This window comes from Massiliimicrobium timonense (genome assembly GCF_002160865.1).
Taxonomy (GTDB): domain Bacteria; phylum Bacillota_I; class Bacilli_A; order Erysipelotrichales; family Coprobacillaceae; genus Allocoprobacillus.
In genome coordinates this window covers 1-17,487 of the sequence record NZ_NFLJ01000024.1, presented here as the reverse complement: position 1 = coordinate 17,487, position 17,487 = coordinate 1, and the positions used below count along the sequence as shown (strand labels likewise).

Here is a 17,487-nt window from a genome sequence, read left to right as displayed (position 1 = left end):
AATATACAATTACATTAATATTATTTTAAAATTGTGTGAAAATGTCAAAATAATGTCTATTCTAAAATCTTTTGAATTTCATCTAAATGTTCTAAAGCCAATTGATATCCATAATGATAAAGACGATCAATCTTTTTTAAATCTTTTTCAAAAGAATCAATCTGAAATGCTTCATTCGGTCTTAAAATAAGGGCTTGTCCCTGTCTTTCCAATTCTTCACAATAGGCAATTGTTTCATTATATAAAAGATGTCTTGTTAATAGTGGTTGAACCAGATGAGGATATTTCTTTTTCAATAAACGACTCGCAATCATATTTGCTTTTGATAATGACTTTTGATACCCTTTTGGTCTAGTTAGAACAATTAACATTTTATCATGACCATCCTGTTGTGCTTTTCTAACAGGAATAGGATCACAAATCCCACCATCATAGTATTTCTTACCATTCAAAGAAATCACCGGAAAAGCAAAAGGAATCGCACATGTTGCTTTCAACATTGTACATTGCTGATCTAATTGTTTTCCATCAAGATATTCACACTCTCCTGTTTCCACATTAGTGACACCGACTTTAATTTGAGCAGGATTATTTAAAAAAGTTTCCCAGTCAAAAGGATAAATCTCTTGAGGAATTGTTTCATAAGCATAACGTAAACCAAATAAACTTTTATCACTGATATAATTGCGTAAACCAACATAACGCTTGTCATGACGATGATTCATTAAGATATCATAATTACGTTTTGGCTGCTTAGAAACATAAGAAAAACCATCGGTAATACCAGCTGATACACCTATCACATAAGGGAAATCAATATGATGATCATTTAAAGCATCCATCACACCACTAGAAAAAATTGGACGGAAAGTTCCACCTTCTAAAATTAAAGCTCCCATTATCTTTTATCCTCCAACATTGCTAAATACATTTTTTCATCGAATTCCTTTAAAAAAGCAACAAGCATTTCAACAGTCGCCTCAAAATCATCAGTATGAACCATTGTATAATGCGAATGCATATAACGTGTTGGAATGGAAACTGTCAGATTCATAATACCAGAACCAGCTTTACTTAATTCACCAGAATCTGTACCACCTGCCAAATCCATATCTAACTGATAAAGAATCTGATGTCTTTGACAAATATCTTCAATCTGTTTTAATAAACCTGTATGAGCAATGACACTGCCATCCATCACACATAAAGCTACACCTTGACCTAAGCGAACATCGTTTTGTTCTCCACCAGGCAAGTCATATGAAAACGTCACATCAATTGCCAAAGCCAAATCAGGTTGAATCATTTGAGCAACTGTTTTGGCTCCTCGCAGTCCAACTTCCTCCTGTACTGTTCCTGCTACATAAAGCATTGGATCAATCTTTTCTTTATATAGACGTTTCATAACCTCCATCAAAACAGCGACCCCAACACGATCATCCCATGCTTTCGATAATAGACATTTTCCATTTTGTATAAAATGTGATACAGGTGTTACAGGATCACCTTTACCAACTCCCATATCTAAGACATCCTGTTTAGACAAAGCTCCCACATCTAAATACATATCGTCAATAGTGAGTGCCTTTTCTTTAGAAATCTGTTGTTTAAGAGCAAAGACACCTTTTATATTGTGACCATCACGTGTTTCAATATTCATTAAAGATGATGGTAAATAACGTGGATTCCATCCACCTACAGGCTGAACTTGTATAAATCCATGTTCATCTATATTCTTCACTAAAAATCCAATTTCATCAACATGAGCAGTCAATAAAACTTTCAAAGGCATCTTTCCTCTTTTTAAAGCAATAATACTTCCTAAACCATCATATTGAATTTCATCTACAATATCTAATAGATATGATTTCATGAATCTTGTCACATGCTTTTCATATCCAGATACACCATTGATTAAACTCAACTGCTTTAACATTTCAATATCAACCATTTGAAAACCTCCTGTTTCTCTATTATACATCTTTTTAATTTCATCACAAGAGTCTTAAAAATTATTCCCCATATTTTCATAAAAAAACAAAAAAAGAGGTTTCCCTCTTTCATTATTGAGCCAATGCTTTTTTAGCTGTATCTACGATTGCTGTAAATCCTTCAGGATCAGCAATAGCGATTTCAGATAACATTTTTCTGTTAATATCAACATTTGCTAATTTTAAACCATGCATTAATTTTGAATAAGAAATATCATTCATTCTTGCAGCTGCATTAATACGTGCAATCCATAATCTTCTCATTTCACGTTTTAAATTTCTTCTATCTCTATATGCATATTCTAAAGAGTTCATGACTTGTTCATGAGCTGTTTTATATAACGCATGTTTAGAACCAAAATATCCTTTGGCTAATTTTAAGACTTTCTTTCTTCTACGTCTTGTTGTATATCCACCTTTAACTCTTGCCATTTTTTATCCTCCTATTCATTACCCTTGTAATCTTGATTTAATACGTTTCATATCTGAAGGGTGTACTAAAGTTGCTTTTGCTAAATGTTTCTTCTGTTTATGAGTTTTGTTATGAGATAAATGTGAAACATACGCATGTCCACGTTTATATTTTCCTGAACCAGTTCTTTTTAAACGTTTTTTAAGTCCACTATGAGATTTCATTTTTGGCATAATCCAATATCCTCCTGTTATTTTTTCTTTGGTGCTAATATAGCAGTTAATGTTCGCCCTTCTAATTTGGCAGGTTTTTCAATAACGCAATAATCTGCACATTCAGCGACGAAATCATCCAGTATTTTTTGACCAATATCAATATGAGCGAGTTGTCTTCCTCTAAAACGTACTGCAATCTTTACTTTATCACCAGATTCCAACCATTTTAATGTTCTCTTTAATTTCACATTCTTATCATGAACATCAATTGTTGGAGATAATTGTGTTTCTTTTAAAGATACTGTTTTAGAATTTTTCTTCATTTCTTTTTGTTTCTTCTGCTGTTCAAAACGATATTTTCCATAGTCCATAATACGACATACAGGTGTTTTTGCTTTTGGTGCTACGCAGACTAAATCCAAATCCTGATCATAAGCTACATTAATAGCCTGATTACGTGACATAACCCCTAACTGATCACCATTTTGATCAATCACAAGAACTTCCTTGAAACGAATCTTTTCATTCACTAAATCGTCATTTGATTGATTGTTATACTTGCTAATAATAGCCACCTCCTATATATGTGTAGTTGAAATAAAAAGTGAGCACATAAAGTACCCACAAATTGACATTAAGATATTCATCTTAGTGACATAAGCCTAGCGTCATCAACACTCAGGCGAGAAGTAGGCACTTCTTCTTTCCACTACTTTTCATTTACTTGTATATCATAATGTATTTTTTCTTATCTGTCAACCATATTTTTCTTATTTTCTCTTTTTAAATAAACTTTCAAAAACCTGTGGAGTTGGTGATACAAAACGCATTTCTCTTTGTGTCAGTGGATGAATAAACATCAGCTCATGAGCATGTAAGCCTAATCTTTTGATAGGATTACATGAAGCTCCATATTTATCATCTCCGACAATAGGATGATGCAAAGAAGAAAGATGCACACGAATCTGATTTTTACGTCCTGTGTCTAAATAGATTTCTAATAAACTATATTGTGATGATGAGGCAATCACACGATAATGTGTAATAGCTCTTTTGCCATGACGTTTATTCGTAATATAAATATTCTGTGTTTTTGATTCACATAAATAATTATCAATCGTTCCATGTGTTTTTTTCATATGTCCTTCTACAATCGCCACATATCCCCTTGTTTTGACATATTGATTCCAGTGATGCGTCAGTAAATCATAAAGTTTTTGACTTTTCACAAACATTAAAAGACCAGATGTATATTGATCTAAACGATGCACAAGAAAGATTTTTTCTTTTTTCTTAGATAAATATGTTTTGATAATCATATAAGCTGTCTTTTGACTCTCTTTATCCGTTGCTTCACTTAATAATCCACAAGGCTTATCAATCACAATGATTTCCTGATCTTCATAAACAATAGGAAAAGGTAATTCCGCCTTCTTTTTCCCTATCGAAACGATTTGTCCTTTCTTTAAAGGATATGCATAATGTGTTTGAATATGTCCATCAACATAAATTCTTTCAAATTTCAAAAGATTTTTTAATTCATTTCTCTTTTTAGATGTCTGTTCCAATAAAAAGGAAAGTAATGTTGTATCATTATTGACTTTATATTCCATGAAGCATTTCCTCCATATGTGTAAAAACACATTGTTTTAAATTTTCTTTTCCTTTCTGTAAAGCTTGAGCTAAGAGCATCGATGTTGGAGTAATAGACCATACATTTTCAAATCCCCATGATTGAAGGACATCTAAATCTTCAACACGTCCACAAAAAGCATAAACTTTTTTATGATATTTTTTAGCTATCTGTAAAACACCATAAGGCGTTTTTCCATATTGTGTCTGGTAATCCATTTTTCCTTCACCAACGATGACACAATCACATGATGCAATAGCATCTTCCAGCCTAGAAATACGACTAACCACTTCAAAACCTCGTTCTAAATGTCCTCCACATAACAACAAAGCATATCCCAGTCCTCCGGCTGCTCCTGCACCGGGAAATGACTGGTAGCTAGGTTGAGATATTTCTATAAGTTGAGCATATCTTTGCATAGCCTGATCAATGCTTTCACATTCATCAAGATGCAATCCTTTTTGTGGTCCATAGACATAAGTTGCTCCCTGTTTTCCACACAAAGGATTGGACACATCACATACACCTATCAATTCAACATCTTTTAATCGCTGATCCAAACCACACCAATCAATATATTCAATATCTTTTAAACCTTTCATTGTTGGTATGACAGGCTGATGATGACAATCTAAAAATTGTACACCTAAAGCCATCAGCAATCCTATTCCTCCATCATTTGTTGCACTACCTCCTAAACAAATCATGATGCGTGACATCGATAAATCCAATGCTTTTAAAATTAATTCACCCAACCCATAAGTTGTTGTAAGATAAGGATTTTTATGTTGCTCATCCAGTAATTCTAAACCACATACCTTGGCACATTCAATAATGGCACAATCATTGATAATCGCTATAGGTACAGAGCGTTTTTCAAAACAGACACCGGTCACTTCATACATCATGATCTGTCCCGATAAACTGCTCATTAATGTTTCAAGCGTTCCTTCTCCTCCATCAGCCATAGGCAGACACTGAGTGATAAAAGAGGCATCATAATCATGAATAGCCTCTTGAATTTGTAAACTGGCTTCGATAGCACTCATACTTTCTTTAAAAGAATCTGGAGCAATCACAAATTTCATCATTTCACCTCCAAAAAAAGAGTAGACATGTCTACTCTATAAAATACATGTTGAATTACGCATAACAAAAGCTTTTAATAAAATCTCAATCAATACAATAGCCCATAAAGGGACAACCGTCCAGCTTAAGGCTGTAATAAGCATTGCGACTTTCACCACAACTGTCAAAATATTATTTGCAACCGCAATAGTACGCATCTTTCTTGCGATTACAAATGTTTCATAAACCCTATTTAAATCAGCATCGATCAATACAATATCACTATTTTCAACAACTTTAGGATCAGCTAATCCTCCACGAGAAATACCAACATAACTTTTCTGTAAAAGCTCAATATCTTTAAAAGTATCTCCAATATAAACAACAGGTGCTGTCATAGATTCCATTTTTTCTAATTTTTGAGCATTTGTTAAATCATTATAAATTTTATACTGATCATCTTCCAATGCCACAGGTCCATCATTATAAATGACAAGTGTTCTTCCCATATGTGAAAGCTTCTTAAAAAGATTTAATTCCTCATTTGTGACTTCCACACCATCAAAACGATCATAAACAATCGTCTGTGCTGCATTAATAGAATCTAACCCCATTGATGATTCAACAATAATACCATGTTGAAAAGCTTTTGCAAAACCTGCCAGCATTCCTAAAGATGTTGCCTGATCACTTGATAAAGCTCCCGATATCACAAGGAAAACAGCTCCAACATGAATATAAGAACCATATTCTTCAAATTGAATGAGTGGTAAAACAATACCTAACAACAATCCCAAAGCAACCATAACTGGAGTATAGAATTTTGCCAGTCGTTTTGTATATTTTTCAGTTTTTGATTCATAGACAGGAGCTACACTGGCAATATTCATTAAATTCATATAATTAGAACTTTCATAAGTTTCATCAACCTGTACATAAAGCTCACTTTCACCCACATTGACATCACCACTGCTGACATGACTGCCTTTTTTTACTACAACCGGTTCATATGTACTTGTATTTGAATAAGTACTGATGGCTGAAACACCTTTATCAATCGTTCCGGGAATAGACACTGTTTCACCCGGTTTTACAATTAAAATATCACCAATTTCAACATCATATAATGAAACCTTTTCTGTTTGTCCATCTTGATAACGCATCCCAGTTTCCGGCATTTCTACAGCATTATCAATCTTATGCAATGAACGTTCCAGAACTTTGTTTAAAAATGGCGTCGATAATTCATAGACAATTAAAGCCACACATGTTTCAATATATGCCCCAGAAATAACACCAAAAATCATAGCGATAAAAACAAGTAATGATTCACTGAAAAACTTCTTAGATAAAAGATCTCCCCATCCTTTTTTGAGTAAAGGCATACCTAATAAAATGACTGTGATTAACCATAAAATAGGTGTCATAATTGTATCATCTTTAGATGTAACTAATGCTAAAGCAACAACAACGAGCAAAATACCAATACGTATATACATCTGAAGAAATTTTTGATTGAAAACATCCTGTGAACGGATAGGTCGGTGATGTTCAATAATCTCCACCGATGGATTAATCTTAAATAATTCTTTTCTTAACAGACTTAAAACATCTCTTTGACTAGATTTCAATAATAAAAGTTTATTTTGTCCATCATAATGCACATCATGATATCTACGATCTTTTTCAATTCTTTCAACCAGCACATAAATATCATCTTCTGTTAACATATTTTTAAACATGAAATAATATTGACGTTCTTTCTTTTTGGCAAAATCATATTCACGTTTTTTCCCATCAATCACTTCTTTTACAACAAAGTCTTTATTCACACTCTGGATTAAACTTAATAAAGCATCAATATCAAGACAATGAAAAACAATACTATCTTTATTGACTTTAATATGCGAAACTTGTTCTTTTTCATTGAGTTTTAAACTTAAATGATTTAATTCTTCAACGGATTGAATATTTGAAATTTCAAAAGTCTTTTTTGACAAAGTCATCACCCTTTCTACGACATCATAACATATTTTTCATAAAAAACAAAGAAACATCACAATTTCTCATCAGATGATTTATATTTGACAAAACGAAAATATTCCTTAAATTCTGTTTCACTGCAACTTAAAGAAAATTCTTCCCCATAAATCTTATAAAAAGAAACCTCCTTGTCACCTGTACGAACCATACATGCATAAATCTGGTTGTGATGAAAAATCGTCAATTCTTCTTTGCCTATTTGCATACGCATATCTTGAATACATCGACAATAACAACGCTTTCCTTCATTAGCCACAGGTGACACCTCCTTAAATGTATTCTATCACTTTTTAAATAGCTAAAAAAGAAAAATGATACTCGAGGAGTATCATTAATTCTGTGAAAATTCAGCTAAAACAAGATCAGGATTTTTATCAGTTGCCCAACGAACACCCCATTCATTAGAAAACAATAAAAGATATTGTCCTTTTAAATCTTGTACTTTTTTTGTATCTGAAGAAAGATTTAACTTTTTAAAATCAACATCTTTATTTTTAATCCAGCGAATATATTGATAAGGCAGTGGTGTACTAATAATATCCACATTATATTCATTCTTTAAACGATATGATAAAACTTCAAATTGTAAAACACCAACAACGCCTACAATGATTTCTTCCATACCGCCACCTAGTTCAGTAAAAATCTGAATGGCTCCTTCTTGAGCAATCTGTTCAACACCCTTAACAAACTGTTTACGTTTCATCGTATCTTTATTACGAATCATTGAAAAATGTTCTGGGGCAAATGTCGGTATACCTTCATAGGCAAATTTATTTTTTGCTGGACATAAAGTATCACCAATTGAAAAGATACCCGGATCAAAAACACCAATAATATCACCCGAATAAGCTTCTTCTACTTCTTCTCGGTTTTCTGCCATTAATTGCTTAGATTGATTCAGTTTGATTTTTTTATTCCCTTGATAATGGAAAACTTCCATACCTTTTGTAAACTTTCCTGAACAAATACGCATAAAAGCCATACGGTCACGATGTGCCTTATTCATATTCGCTTGAATCTTAAAAACAAAGGCACTAAAATCTTCTGAAAACGGATCAATTTCACCAATATTACTCATACGAGGTAATGGTGATGTTGTCATTTCTAAAAAGTGTTTTAAGAAAGGTTCTACTCCAAAATTTGTTAAGGCCGAACCAAAACATACAGGTGATAATTCACCATGTCGCACACGTTCAAGATCAAATTGAGCACCTGCACCATCCAACAATTCAATATCATCTTGTAATTGTTGATATAATGTTTCTCCTAGCTGTTCTTTTAAAGATTCATCTTGAACATCACATATTTCAACATCAACTTCTTTTTTACCACCTTGTACAGGAATAAAACGAATGACTTCATTGTTTTGGCGTTCATAGACACCTTTAAATTCCTTACCACAACCAATTGGCCAGTTAATGGCACATGTTTCCACACCTAATTCTCTTTCAATTTCTTCCATTAACTCATAGGGGTCTTTCGCTTCTCGATCCATTTTATTAATAAATGTAAAAATAGGAATATGTCGCATGGCACAAACCTTAAATAATTTACGTGTCTGATCTTCGACCCCTTTAGAACCATCTATGACCATGACTGCACTATCTGCTGCCATTAACGTACGATAAGTATCTTCAGAGAAATCCTGATGTCCCGGTGTATCCAAGATATTAATACAGAACCCATCATAATTAAATTGTAAAACAGAGGATGTAACAGAAATCCCTCTTTGTTTTTCAATTTCCATCCAGTCACTCACCGCATGTTTAGATTGTTTTTTCCCTTTGACCATTCCGGCTTCTTGAATCGCACCACCATAAAGAAGGAATTTTTCTGTTAAAGTTGTTTTTCCCGCATCTGGATGCGATATAATCGCAAAAGTTCTACGCTTTTGTACTTCTTCTTTCAATTCTGACATGACAATCCTCCTCACATCTCCAAGAAAACATATTAAAGAAATTCTGGATATTTGTCAATTTTAAAATGCAAAGTTCCCATTTTTAAAAACAGTCAATGTTGATCCATCTTCTAATGTCGCTTCAATAGATAAATCTTTTGTCCCAATCATAAAATCAACATGAGTCAATGAATCATTAATACCATGTTGATATAGTTCTTCTTTATTCATGGTTAAACCATTATGAATACATTCACCAAATCCTTTGCCAATAGCCAAATGACAAGAAGCATTTTCATCAAATAATGTATTATAGAAAATCAGATTTAATTGACGAATAGGAGAATCATAAGGTACTAAAGCCACTTCACCTAAATAATGACTTCCTTCATCTGTTTCAATAATGCTTTTTAAAACATCTTCTCCTACTTTAGCATGATAATCTACAATACGTCCATTTTCAAAAGTCAAAGAAAATTCATCAACAATATGTCCTTGATAGTGTAAAGGTAATGAACTATAAACGACACCATTGACATTATGAAAATCTGGTGACGTAAAAATTTCTTCAGTAGGGATATTAGGGAAAGAATAAATACCATCCGTTGTATAGTTCCCTCCACCAGCAAAAACATAATCCGGATTCATTCCTATTGTTAAATCTGTTCCTAAGCTATTAAAATAATGTAAAGATTTGATTTTCTTTTCATTTAAGATTTGAACACGTCTTTCAAATGAACGACGATGTTCTTCCCATGCTTCAATAGGATTTTCCTGATCACAGCGTGTGACTTTAAAAATAGCCTTCCATAAAGCCTCAACAGCCTCACTATCACTCATTTCTGGAAAGACCTTATTCGCCCATCCAACACTTGGTGCACCTACAATACACCAGCGATTAATCCCTAAATCCAATGCATCATAAAAAGGCTGACAAGCCTGTCTGACAGCTTTACTCCAAGTTTGTATTTTTAAAGGGTCAATATTCTTTAAATTTTCTGGATCTTCAGATTCAATTGAAATCAACGCCACATGTCTTGCAGCATATCCATTTCTCAACTCTTTAATATATGATGGAACTGCTTCAAAATGTTTTTGATCACAGTTTTCATATCTTAAACGTGTCACCACTTCATCACGATAGTTCACAATGACATCTTTAGCTCCCACTTCATACGCCTGTTTTGTTAATAATCGGACTAAGGGATAACTATCGATAGAAGCTTCAATTAACAGTTCCTGTCCTTTTTGTAAATTGACACCCTGCTTAATAATTAATTCAGCATATTTTTCTAACATCTTTTAACCACCTCTAATCAAATGATACCCTATTTTACTCTATTGTCAACAAGAACTTGTACCACAATCAAGTCTATGTTATAATAAAAAAGCAAAGGAACATAGCACGTATTTTTAAAAGTATTAGTTATTCTTCAAAGCAAAGATTTATTAGTCGTTTAAAAATGAAGTACTGGTTTTTTGCGAAATCTTTTAAGGAGGTACTTCATACATGAGTACAGGTAAAGTGAAATGGTTTAAATCTGATAAGGGTTATGGTTTTATTACAATGGAAGGGCATGACAAAGATATCTTTGTTCATTTCTCATCTATTAACGCTGAAGGATTTAAAACTTTACAGGAAGGTCAAACTGTTGAATTTGATATTGTTGAAGGAGATAGAGGACCTCAAGCTACTAACGTAACAGTTATTGATGATTAAACCATATAAAAAACACATCTTCGGATGTGTTTTTTATATGTGTTCTAACTTGATTGTTTTGATTTTAAAAAGGAAATAATAATATTTAAAAATATATAATCCAATAATAAAAACTCTTAACCACCATAAGTCTGTCAAAAACAATGGAAAAGCAAGCATGAAACTGGCAAGACTTAAAATACAGATTTTTGTTTTTAAAGTCATTGCTCTTTTTTGAACAAATGGTTCTAAATGTCTTTGATAAGCCTTTGTAGATACAAACCAGTTATGCACACGCTTAGAGCTTCTTGCAAAACAAAAGCCAGCTAGTAAAAGAAAGGGTGTTGTTGGTAATATAGGCAATACAATCCCAATAAATCCTAGACCAAAGCTAATCATTCCTATCATTAAATAAATATAACGCATACGTTTCCTCCTAAATTTTCAAAGCATGACGTAAAGCCAACAAAGGATGATAAAAAATCATTCTCGGTCCACTATAACGCATGACTTTTTTGATTTGCTTTTGCATATTCTTTTCATAACAATGAATATGACATTGACTACAAAATGTTTTGTCTTTCATCATGGGACATTTTTCAATACGCTTCAAAGCATAATTGACTAAAGTCTTTTCATCTATATCATCATGATGTAAACAATATAAATGAATCATCAAAGCCACAACTTTCATTTCTCTTTGTCGTTTCTTTTCAATATTCATTAGCTGACCCTGCCCTGATCCATTTTGATTGTTTGATTAACAATTTTCATTGTCGATTCACGATGAGAAACAAGAATAATGGTTCTCTCTTTTTCATTTTGTAATGCTTTTAAAATAATCCCTTCATTTAAAACATCTAAATTACTTGTTGGTTCATCCAATAAAATACATTCTGCCTGGCTAAGAAATGCTCTTGCAAGTGAAATTCTTTGTCTTTCTCCTCCTGATAATGATGACCCCAGTTCACTGACAGGTGTCTGATAACCCTCAGGTAAGGACATAATCCAATCATGCAGACTGGCTTTTTGACAGGCTGCTTGAATCTCATCACTTGTGGCATCCAATTTTGCGATTTTAATATTATTTTCAATCGAATCATGGAATAACACAGTGTCCTGTGTCACATAAGCAAACATATGACGCATATTAGATGTATTGATATTTGTTAAAGGGGTTTGACCTATTTGGATCACACCACGAAGAGGATCATAGAAACGCATAAGCAACTTTAATAAAGTCGATTTCCCACTACCACTCTTTCCAATAATACCTGTCACTTTTCCTTTATCAAAATGAAGATGAAGATTCTGCAATATAGGATCATCTTGTTGATAAGCAAACGTCACATCATCAACGTGGATATCATCAAATGATATATGAGGCTGTCCCGTCACTTCACAGATAGCTTCCTTTTCTTCTAAAATGGCCATGACACGACGACCACTGCTTAATGTAGAAAGTAAATTATTTGCCAGATTAGACAAGGCCATCACTGGTCCAAAACTTGAAAGCATCAGTACTACTGCCGTTATGACATGATAAACATTGACTTGATTTTGTAAATAGAAAATATACATCACGATAAACATAACGAAAGCAAAGATAGATATCAGCAATTGTGAACATACAACTTGTGTAGCTTCAATATTTTTCATCTGTCCTTGCATATCTTCAATACAATCACTACGCTCATTCATCTGTTCAAGACGTTTGTTTCCAGCACGATATTGCAAAAGTGTTGATAAACCACGATAGCTTTCTAATAGGAAACTGCTCATATTGCCAATTTCATCACGATTCTTTTGCCCTATCTCCTGCCCTTTGTGATTGACATAAAAGGGAATCACAATAGCCATCATCAAATAAGCAATCAAAGCAATCATCATAGCGAATATATGTATATGAGCAAAAAATTTCAATAAAATCAAGGATGTGAAAAAAGCAATCAAAACTGGTGAAATCGTATGAGCATAGAAAACTTCAAGTAACTCAATATCATTGGTAATAATAGAAATTAAGTTGCCTTTGTCTTTACCATCCAATTTGGCTGGTGCCAGACGTCTTAATGCCGTGTATACATGATCACGTATAATCGCTAGAAGTTTAAACGCAATATAGTGATTTAATGCCTGTTCACCATAATGAAGTACACCTCTTAGTATTGCCAAACATAGCAAAATACCTAAAACCCATGAAAGAGGAAAGTGTGCATACATCCCCGTTGTCTGTAAAATAGCCATCACCGCTATAACGGGAATGCCAATCGCACAAAGAAAACCTAAAACACCTAACAAAACAGCTCCTAACATTGGAAGGGTTAATGGTTTGACAAGTTTTAACATTTTCCATATCAATTGTACATTATTCATGGCTATACACCTCCAATTCCTGTTGACTTTGATACATATGATGGTAAATCCCTTCTTGATGCATAAGTTCTTGATGTGTTCCCTGTTCTACCAAAGCCCCTTGTTGCATCACATAAATCTCATCACAATGAATCACACTTTGTAAACGATGGGTAATGAAAATAACAGTTTTTGTTTGTGTTAATGTCTCAATGACATTTAAAATATGATTTTCACTCTCTACATCAATATTACTTGTGGCCTCATCAAAAATATAAACATCTACGTCTTTAAGTAATGCTCTGGCAAGATTCAATCGTTGTTTTTGTCCACCAGATAAATTACTTCCATTTTCTAATAATGGCGTATCCAATCCCATTTGTTCATGGAAAAAGCCATCTAAACGCACTTGCTTTAATACATCCCATAACTGTTCATCACAATATTGTGAAAACATATTTAGATTTTCTCTAACCGTTCCTTTCAATATCATAGGATCATGTGTCACATACATCACATGTTCCATAAAACTCTCATCACGAATGTCACTACGTTGATAATCACCCATATAAAGATATCCTTCTAAACAACGGTGATAGCCCATCATTAACTTGGCTATTGTACTTTTTCCTGAACCACTTTCTCCAACAATACCAATAAATTGATGTGGCTGAATATGTAAAGATACATCCTTTAAAATAGGTCTTTTGTCATCATATTGAAAAGAAACATGTTCAAGTCTGATATCAAAGGAAGTATCTAAATCATATTGACCATCTGATGATACAGGCAAATCTAAGATTTTAAAAATTTTATCACTCGCAGCAATACCATTCATCGCAATATGGAAGAAAGAGCCTAACTGTCTTAATGGAATAAAGAACTCAAAAGACATCAAAACAATAAACAATGCACCAAACAATGATAAAGTCTGATTTTGAAAATGTGTAATCGCAAAAAAACATCCTAACCCTGCCCCTCCATAGGCAACAATATCCATAATACTGATACTATTTAATTGCATAATCAAGACACGCATTGTAATACGTCTAAAATTCTCTGCTTCCTGATTCATCTGTTGTTGTTTATAGGCATCACTTTGATAAATCTTTAATGTTGTGAGTGCTTGAAGATTTTCTAAAAAACTATCTCCTAGTGTTGTATAGCTGTTCCAATATTTAGAAAGCAGTTTTTTGGCAAACTTCTGTACGAAAATAATCGAAACAGGAATCAATGGAACACAGACAAATAAAACCAAAGCACTTTTCCAGTCTAAGAAAGCTGTCAAAACAAATAATGTGACTGGTGCTAAAACACTATAAAATAATTGTGGTAAATATAATGAAAAATAAGTTTCTAACTGATTAATACCTTCCACTGATAATTGAACCAATTCACTTGTTCTAACATGATCTTGATAATGACTTCCTAAACTTAAAACTTTTTCAAAAAGACGCTGTCTTAAAGTCTTTTTCACAAGACTTGCTCCTTTAAAAGAATAATAAGTTGCCTTTTTTAAAACATAAGCTCGTATCATCAAAGATACAATCATAACAAGTAAAATCAAAACAACTTTTTCTATGGAAAGTTGTTGATCAAACAACTGTATAAACAAAACACATATCAATAACGTCAACACAATATTCATCAATAAAGCTATCCATTGACAAAATACCTGTTTCCATATATATGATTTTGCATTTGGCATTTCTTTTAATAATCTCTTGTCAAACATGAATACTCTCCTTTTTTGTTAGTCTTATCTAACCGAAGTATCCAAATGTTAGCATAGAGTAACTTGTAAGTCAATAAAAAGTGATAGAATATCCTATCACTTGTTAAAATGAGCTATATCATATGTTTGCCATTGTTGATTTTTTTTGATCAATCCCTGATAACGACATGTTTGACAATCATATTGTAAAACATTTAAAAATTGTGTTGTGATCACAGAAGAATCTAAATATATAAAATCACCTAAACAACAGATCTGATGAAAATCAGATTGATGAGTTACTTGATGTGTACCAATATGTCCAGCAATGACTTTTTTATAAAACTGTCCTTGCGAGGCAGGATATTTCATCAAATAGGTATTGACTGTTGATACCTGTTTCCATAGTTCTGGTTGATAATCAATGACTTCAATACCAGCATGCACAAAGATCTGATGATCATTTTCATAATAATAAGGTAAATGTTTTAACCAGTTCATAACAGAAGCATGTTTTTGACATATCAGTTCACGGCATTGATGATACATATCTTCTATTATAGAGAAACGATCTTGATGATAAGCAGATGCTCGTTGATAGATGGATGTCATTTCATCTTCACCTGTAAAACTTTCTAACGTTGAAAAAGACATATCTATGTGCGTATCCAGATAAGTTTCACGATCTTCTAAAAAAGATAGTAACCATTCTTCATGGTTTCCTTGTAAAACAATCACCTGTTGAGGATATGCAACTTGTAGCTGATAAATATATTGCAGTGTCAGACATGAATTTCCATGACAATCACCATCAATATAATCACCAACTAAAATCAATTGATCACCATTTTCAAAACGAACCCATTCATCAACAACATTCTTTAATAAATCATATCTTCCATGAATATCTGAAATTGCATAAATATATGCCATGATATCTTCCTACCCTACAATATTATTCTTCTGTATATTTTGTATTAAAAATATCTTCCTGATCAAAATCTTCCTTCATTTCTTTTAATTCAGGCAATTCATCTAAGGAAGTCAATGAAAATGCATCCATAAATTCATCAGTCACACCATATAAAATAGGTTTTCCCGGTGTATCTTCTCTCCCAACTTCTTTAATCAAAGCCTTAGCTGCTAGTTTTCTAATCATTGCATCACAACCCACACCACGTATTTCTTCAATTCTGACACGTGTTATCGGTTGATTATAAGCAATGATAGCTAATGTTTCTAAGGCTGCATTAGACAATGTATTTTCACTTTGTTCTATCATTCTTTGATAATATTCATGATGTTTGGCAAGTGTTGTCATTTTATAAACACCACCAAAATTCACTATTTCAAATCCTTTAATAGTTCTCTCATTTTCTATTTGAATTAATTCATCCATATATTGTGTTGCTTCTTTTTTATTAAGTTTTAAAACAGAAGTTATTTGTTTAATGGTAATACCTTCATCTCCTGATAAAAACAACATACCTTCTATGACACTTAATATTTCATTTTTGTCCATCAAGTTCTCTCCTTTAAATATATATCTTCAAAGTTACCTTCCTGTTCAATAATCAGTTCATTTTTATTGACTAAAACAAGAATGGATAAAAACGTAATCACAAAGAAGATTTTTGTAGGTTCTTCAAACAAATCTTCTAATTTTACTCTTTGATTTTTATGTATACGAAAATATTGTCTAATTTGATCACTGCGTTCATCAATAGATATTTCAACACGTGCAATTTTCGATTCTAAAGGAGCATGTAATGCTTTTCTTTGAAACATTTTTTGCATTGCTCTTATTAAATCATAAACTTCTAAATGATCTGGAATCATATCAGTTGTATCAATAACATATTCATCCATAAAAGCAGGTGCTTTGGTATGAATATATTGTCTTTGTTCATATTTTTCTTTAAATTCATCTAAGACATCTTTATATTTTTTATATTCAATTAATCGTTTGATTAATTGTTCTCTTGGATCTTCCTGATAGTCATCTTCTAATTCAATCTTTTGGGCTGGTAAAAGCATTTTACTTTTCATCTCAATTAGCTGTGCTGCCATAACTAAATATTCTGACATTGTTTCTAATTGCTTGGCATCCATTTGATCAATATAAGCAAGATATTGATCAGTAATAACTGAAACCTCCAAAGTTTCTAAATCCATTTCTTTTTCTTTAATTAGATGCAACAATAAATCTAATGGACCTTGAAAATCATCAAGAATAACTTCATATGCCATGCTTTCACCTCCACTAACTTATGTATTATAACATAAAATATGTAAGAATACTTTACTATTTTTTTAAATCTATGTCTACCAGAAATTATTTTAATAGAGTAGAGGGAAGAAATTAATCTTCGCCCCTCTCATTGCACCGTACGTACGGGTCTCGTATACGGCGCTACATTTATATGTTAATACAACCTATCTTAGATAGTATGCGAGGGG

At 32.6% G+C, this 17,487-nt stretch carries 19 protein-coding genes; 1 reads left to right on the top strand and 18 read right to left on the bottom strand.

What is annotated here, in order from left to right; genetic code table 11:
• Positions 1 to 56 precede the first annotated feature (56 nt).
• From B5E75_RS08825 to B5E75_RS08775, 11 genes are all read right to left on the bottom strand, one after another.
• Entirely contained in the window at positions 57 to 899 is an 843-nt protein-coding gene (locus B5E75_RS08825; RefSeq protein WP_087358467.1) for a patatin-like phospholipase family protein, read from the bottom strand.
• Positions 899 to 1,951 (bottom strand): M42 family metallopeptidase, encoded by a 1,053-nt coding sequence (locus tag B5E75_RS08820; RefSeq protein WP_087358465.1) that lies wholly within the window; start codon positions 1,949 to 1,951, stop codon positions 899 to 901. Before B5E75_RS08820 ends, B5E75_RS08825 begins: the two co-directional genes overlap by 1 nt.
• Before the next feature lie 112 nt (positions 1,952 to 2,063).
• Positions 2,064 to 2,423: a 50S ribosomal protein L20 gene (rplT, locus tag B5E75_RS08815; protein WP_087358464.1), complete on the bottom strand. Its 360-nt coding sequence runs from the start codon at positions 2,421 to 2,423 to the stop codon at positions 2,064 to 2,066.
• Between the two features lie 18 nt (positions 2,424 to 2,441).
• Positions 2,442 to 2,636 (bottom strand): 50S ribosomal protein L35, encoded by a 195-nt coding sequence (gene rpmI / locus B5E75_RS08810; RefSeq protein ID WP_087243200.1) that lies wholly within the window; start codon positions 2,634 to 2,636, stop codon positions 2,442 to 2,444.
• Between the two features lie 17 nt (positions 2,637 to 2,653).
• Complete coding sequence (gene infC / locus B5E75_RS08805; RefSeq protein ID WP_087358462.1) at positions 2,654 to 3,193, bottom strand: translation initiation factor IF-3; 540 nt, start codon at positions 3,191 to 3,193, stop codon at positions 2,654 to 2,656.
• Positions 3,194 to 3,388: 195 nt separating this feature from the next.
• Positions 3,389 to 4,231: an RluA family pseudouridine synthase gene (locus B5E75_RS08800; RefSeq protein ID WP_087358460.1), complete on the bottom strand. Its 843-nt coding sequence runs from the start codon at positions 4,229 to 4,231 to the stop codon at positions 3,389 to 3,391.
• Positions 4,221 to 5,339 (bottom strand): glycerate kinase, encoded by a 1,119-nt coding sequence (locus tag B5E75_RS08795; protein ID WP_087358458.1) that lies wholly within the window; start codon positions 5,337 to 5,339, stop codon positions 4,221 to 4,223. Before B5E75_RS08795 ends, B5E75_RS08800 begins: the two co-directional genes overlap by 11 nt.
• A 36-nt stretch (positions 5,340 to 5,375) precedes the next feature.
• Entirely contained in the window at positions 5,376 to 7,319 is a 1,944-nt protein-coding gene (locus B5E75_RS08790) for a P-type ATPase actuator domain-containing protein (protein WP_241146650.1), read from the bottom strand.
• A gap of 56 nt (positions 7,320 to 7,375) precedes the next feature.
• On the bottom strand, positions 7,376 to 7,618 hold the full coding sequence (locus B5E75_RS08785; protein WP_087358456.1) for a hypothetical protein: 243 nt from the start codon (positions 7,616 to 7,618) through the stop codon (positions 7,376 to 7,378).
• A 75-nt stretch (positions 7,619 to 7,693) separates the two neighbouring features.
• Positions 7,694 to 9,283: a peptide chain release factor 3 gene (locus B5E75_RS08780; RefSeq protein WP_087358454.1), complete on the bottom strand. Its 1,590-nt coding sequence runs from the start codon at positions 9,281 to 9,283 to the stop codon at positions 7,694 to 7,696.
• Between the two features lie 60 nt (positions 9,284 to 9,343).
• Complete coding sequence (locus tag B5E75_RS08775; protein ID WP_087358452.1) at positions 9,344 to 10,561, bottom strand: aminopeptidase; 1,218 nt, start codon at positions 10,559 to 10,561, stop codon at positions 9,344 to 9,346.
• Positions 10,562 to 10,772: 211 nt separating this feature from the next.
• Between B5E75_RS08775 and B5E75_RS08770 the strand changes: the two genes are divergently transcribed.
• A complete protein-coding gene (locus B5E75_RS08770; protein WP_087243193.1) occupies positions 10,773 to 10,982 on the top strand; it encodes a cold-shock protein in 210 nt (69 codons plus the stop codon).
• Positions 10,983 to 11,015: 33 nt separating this feature from the next.
• Here B5E75_RS08770 and B5E75_RS08765 read toward each other — a convergent pair whose 3' ends face one another.
• The 7 genes from B5E75_RS08765 to B5E75_RS08735 form a co-directional block, all read right to left on the bottom strand.
• Entirely contained in the window at positions 11,016 to 11,387 is a 372-nt protein-coding gene (locus B5E75_RS08765) for a YbaN family protein (protein ID WP_087243192.1), read from the bottom strand.
• A 10-nt stretch (positions 11,388 to 11,397) separates the two neighbouring features.
• Positions 11,398 to 11,685 (bottom strand): nitrous oxide-stimulated promoter family protein, encoded by a 288-nt coding sequence (locus B5E75_RS08760; protein ID WP_087243191.1) that lies wholly within the window; start codon positions 11,683 to 11,685, stop codon positions 11,398 to 11,400.
• A complete protein-coding gene (locus tag B5E75_RS08755; RefSeq protein ID WP_087358450.1) occupies positions 11,685 to 13,334 on the bottom strand; it encodes an amino acid ABC transporter ATP-binding/permease protein in 1,650 nt (549 codons plus the stop codon). Before B5E75_RS08755 ends, B5E75_RS08760 begins: the two co-directional genes overlap by 1 nt.
• Positions 13,327 to 15,048 (bottom strand): ABC transporter ATP-binding protein/permease, encoded by a 1,722-nt coding sequence (locus tag B5E75_RS08750; protein ID WP_087358448.1) that lies wholly within the window; start codon positions 15,046 to 15,048, stop codon positions 13,327 to 13,329. Before B5E75_RS08750 ends, B5E75_RS08755 begins: the two co-directional genes overlap by 8 nt.
• A 96-nt stretch (positions 15,049 to 15,144) precedes the next feature.
• Positions 15,145 to 15,960: a metallophosphoesterase gene (locus B5E75_RS08745; RefSeq protein WP_087358446.1), complete on the bottom strand. Its 816-nt coding sequence runs from the start codon at positions 15,958 to 15,960 to the stop codon at positions 15,145 to 15,147.
• A 22-nt stretch (positions 15,961 to 15,982) separates the two neighbouring features.
• Positions 15,983 to 16,549, bottom strand: a complete 567-nt coding sequence (scpB, locus tag B5E75_RS08740) for an SMC-Scp complex subunit ScpB (RefSeq protein WP_087358444.1) — start codon at positions 16,547 to 16,549, stop codon at positions 15,983 to 15,985.
• A complete protein-coding gene (locus B5E75_RS08735) occupies positions 16,549 to 17,277 on the bottom strand; it encodes a segregation/condensation protein A (protein ID WP_087358442.1) in 729 nt (242 codons plus the stop codon). The genes scpB and B5E75_RS08735 overlap by 1 nt, the downstream gene beginning before the upstream one ends.
• Between the last annotated feature and the right edge of the window lie 210 nt (positions 17,278 to 17,487).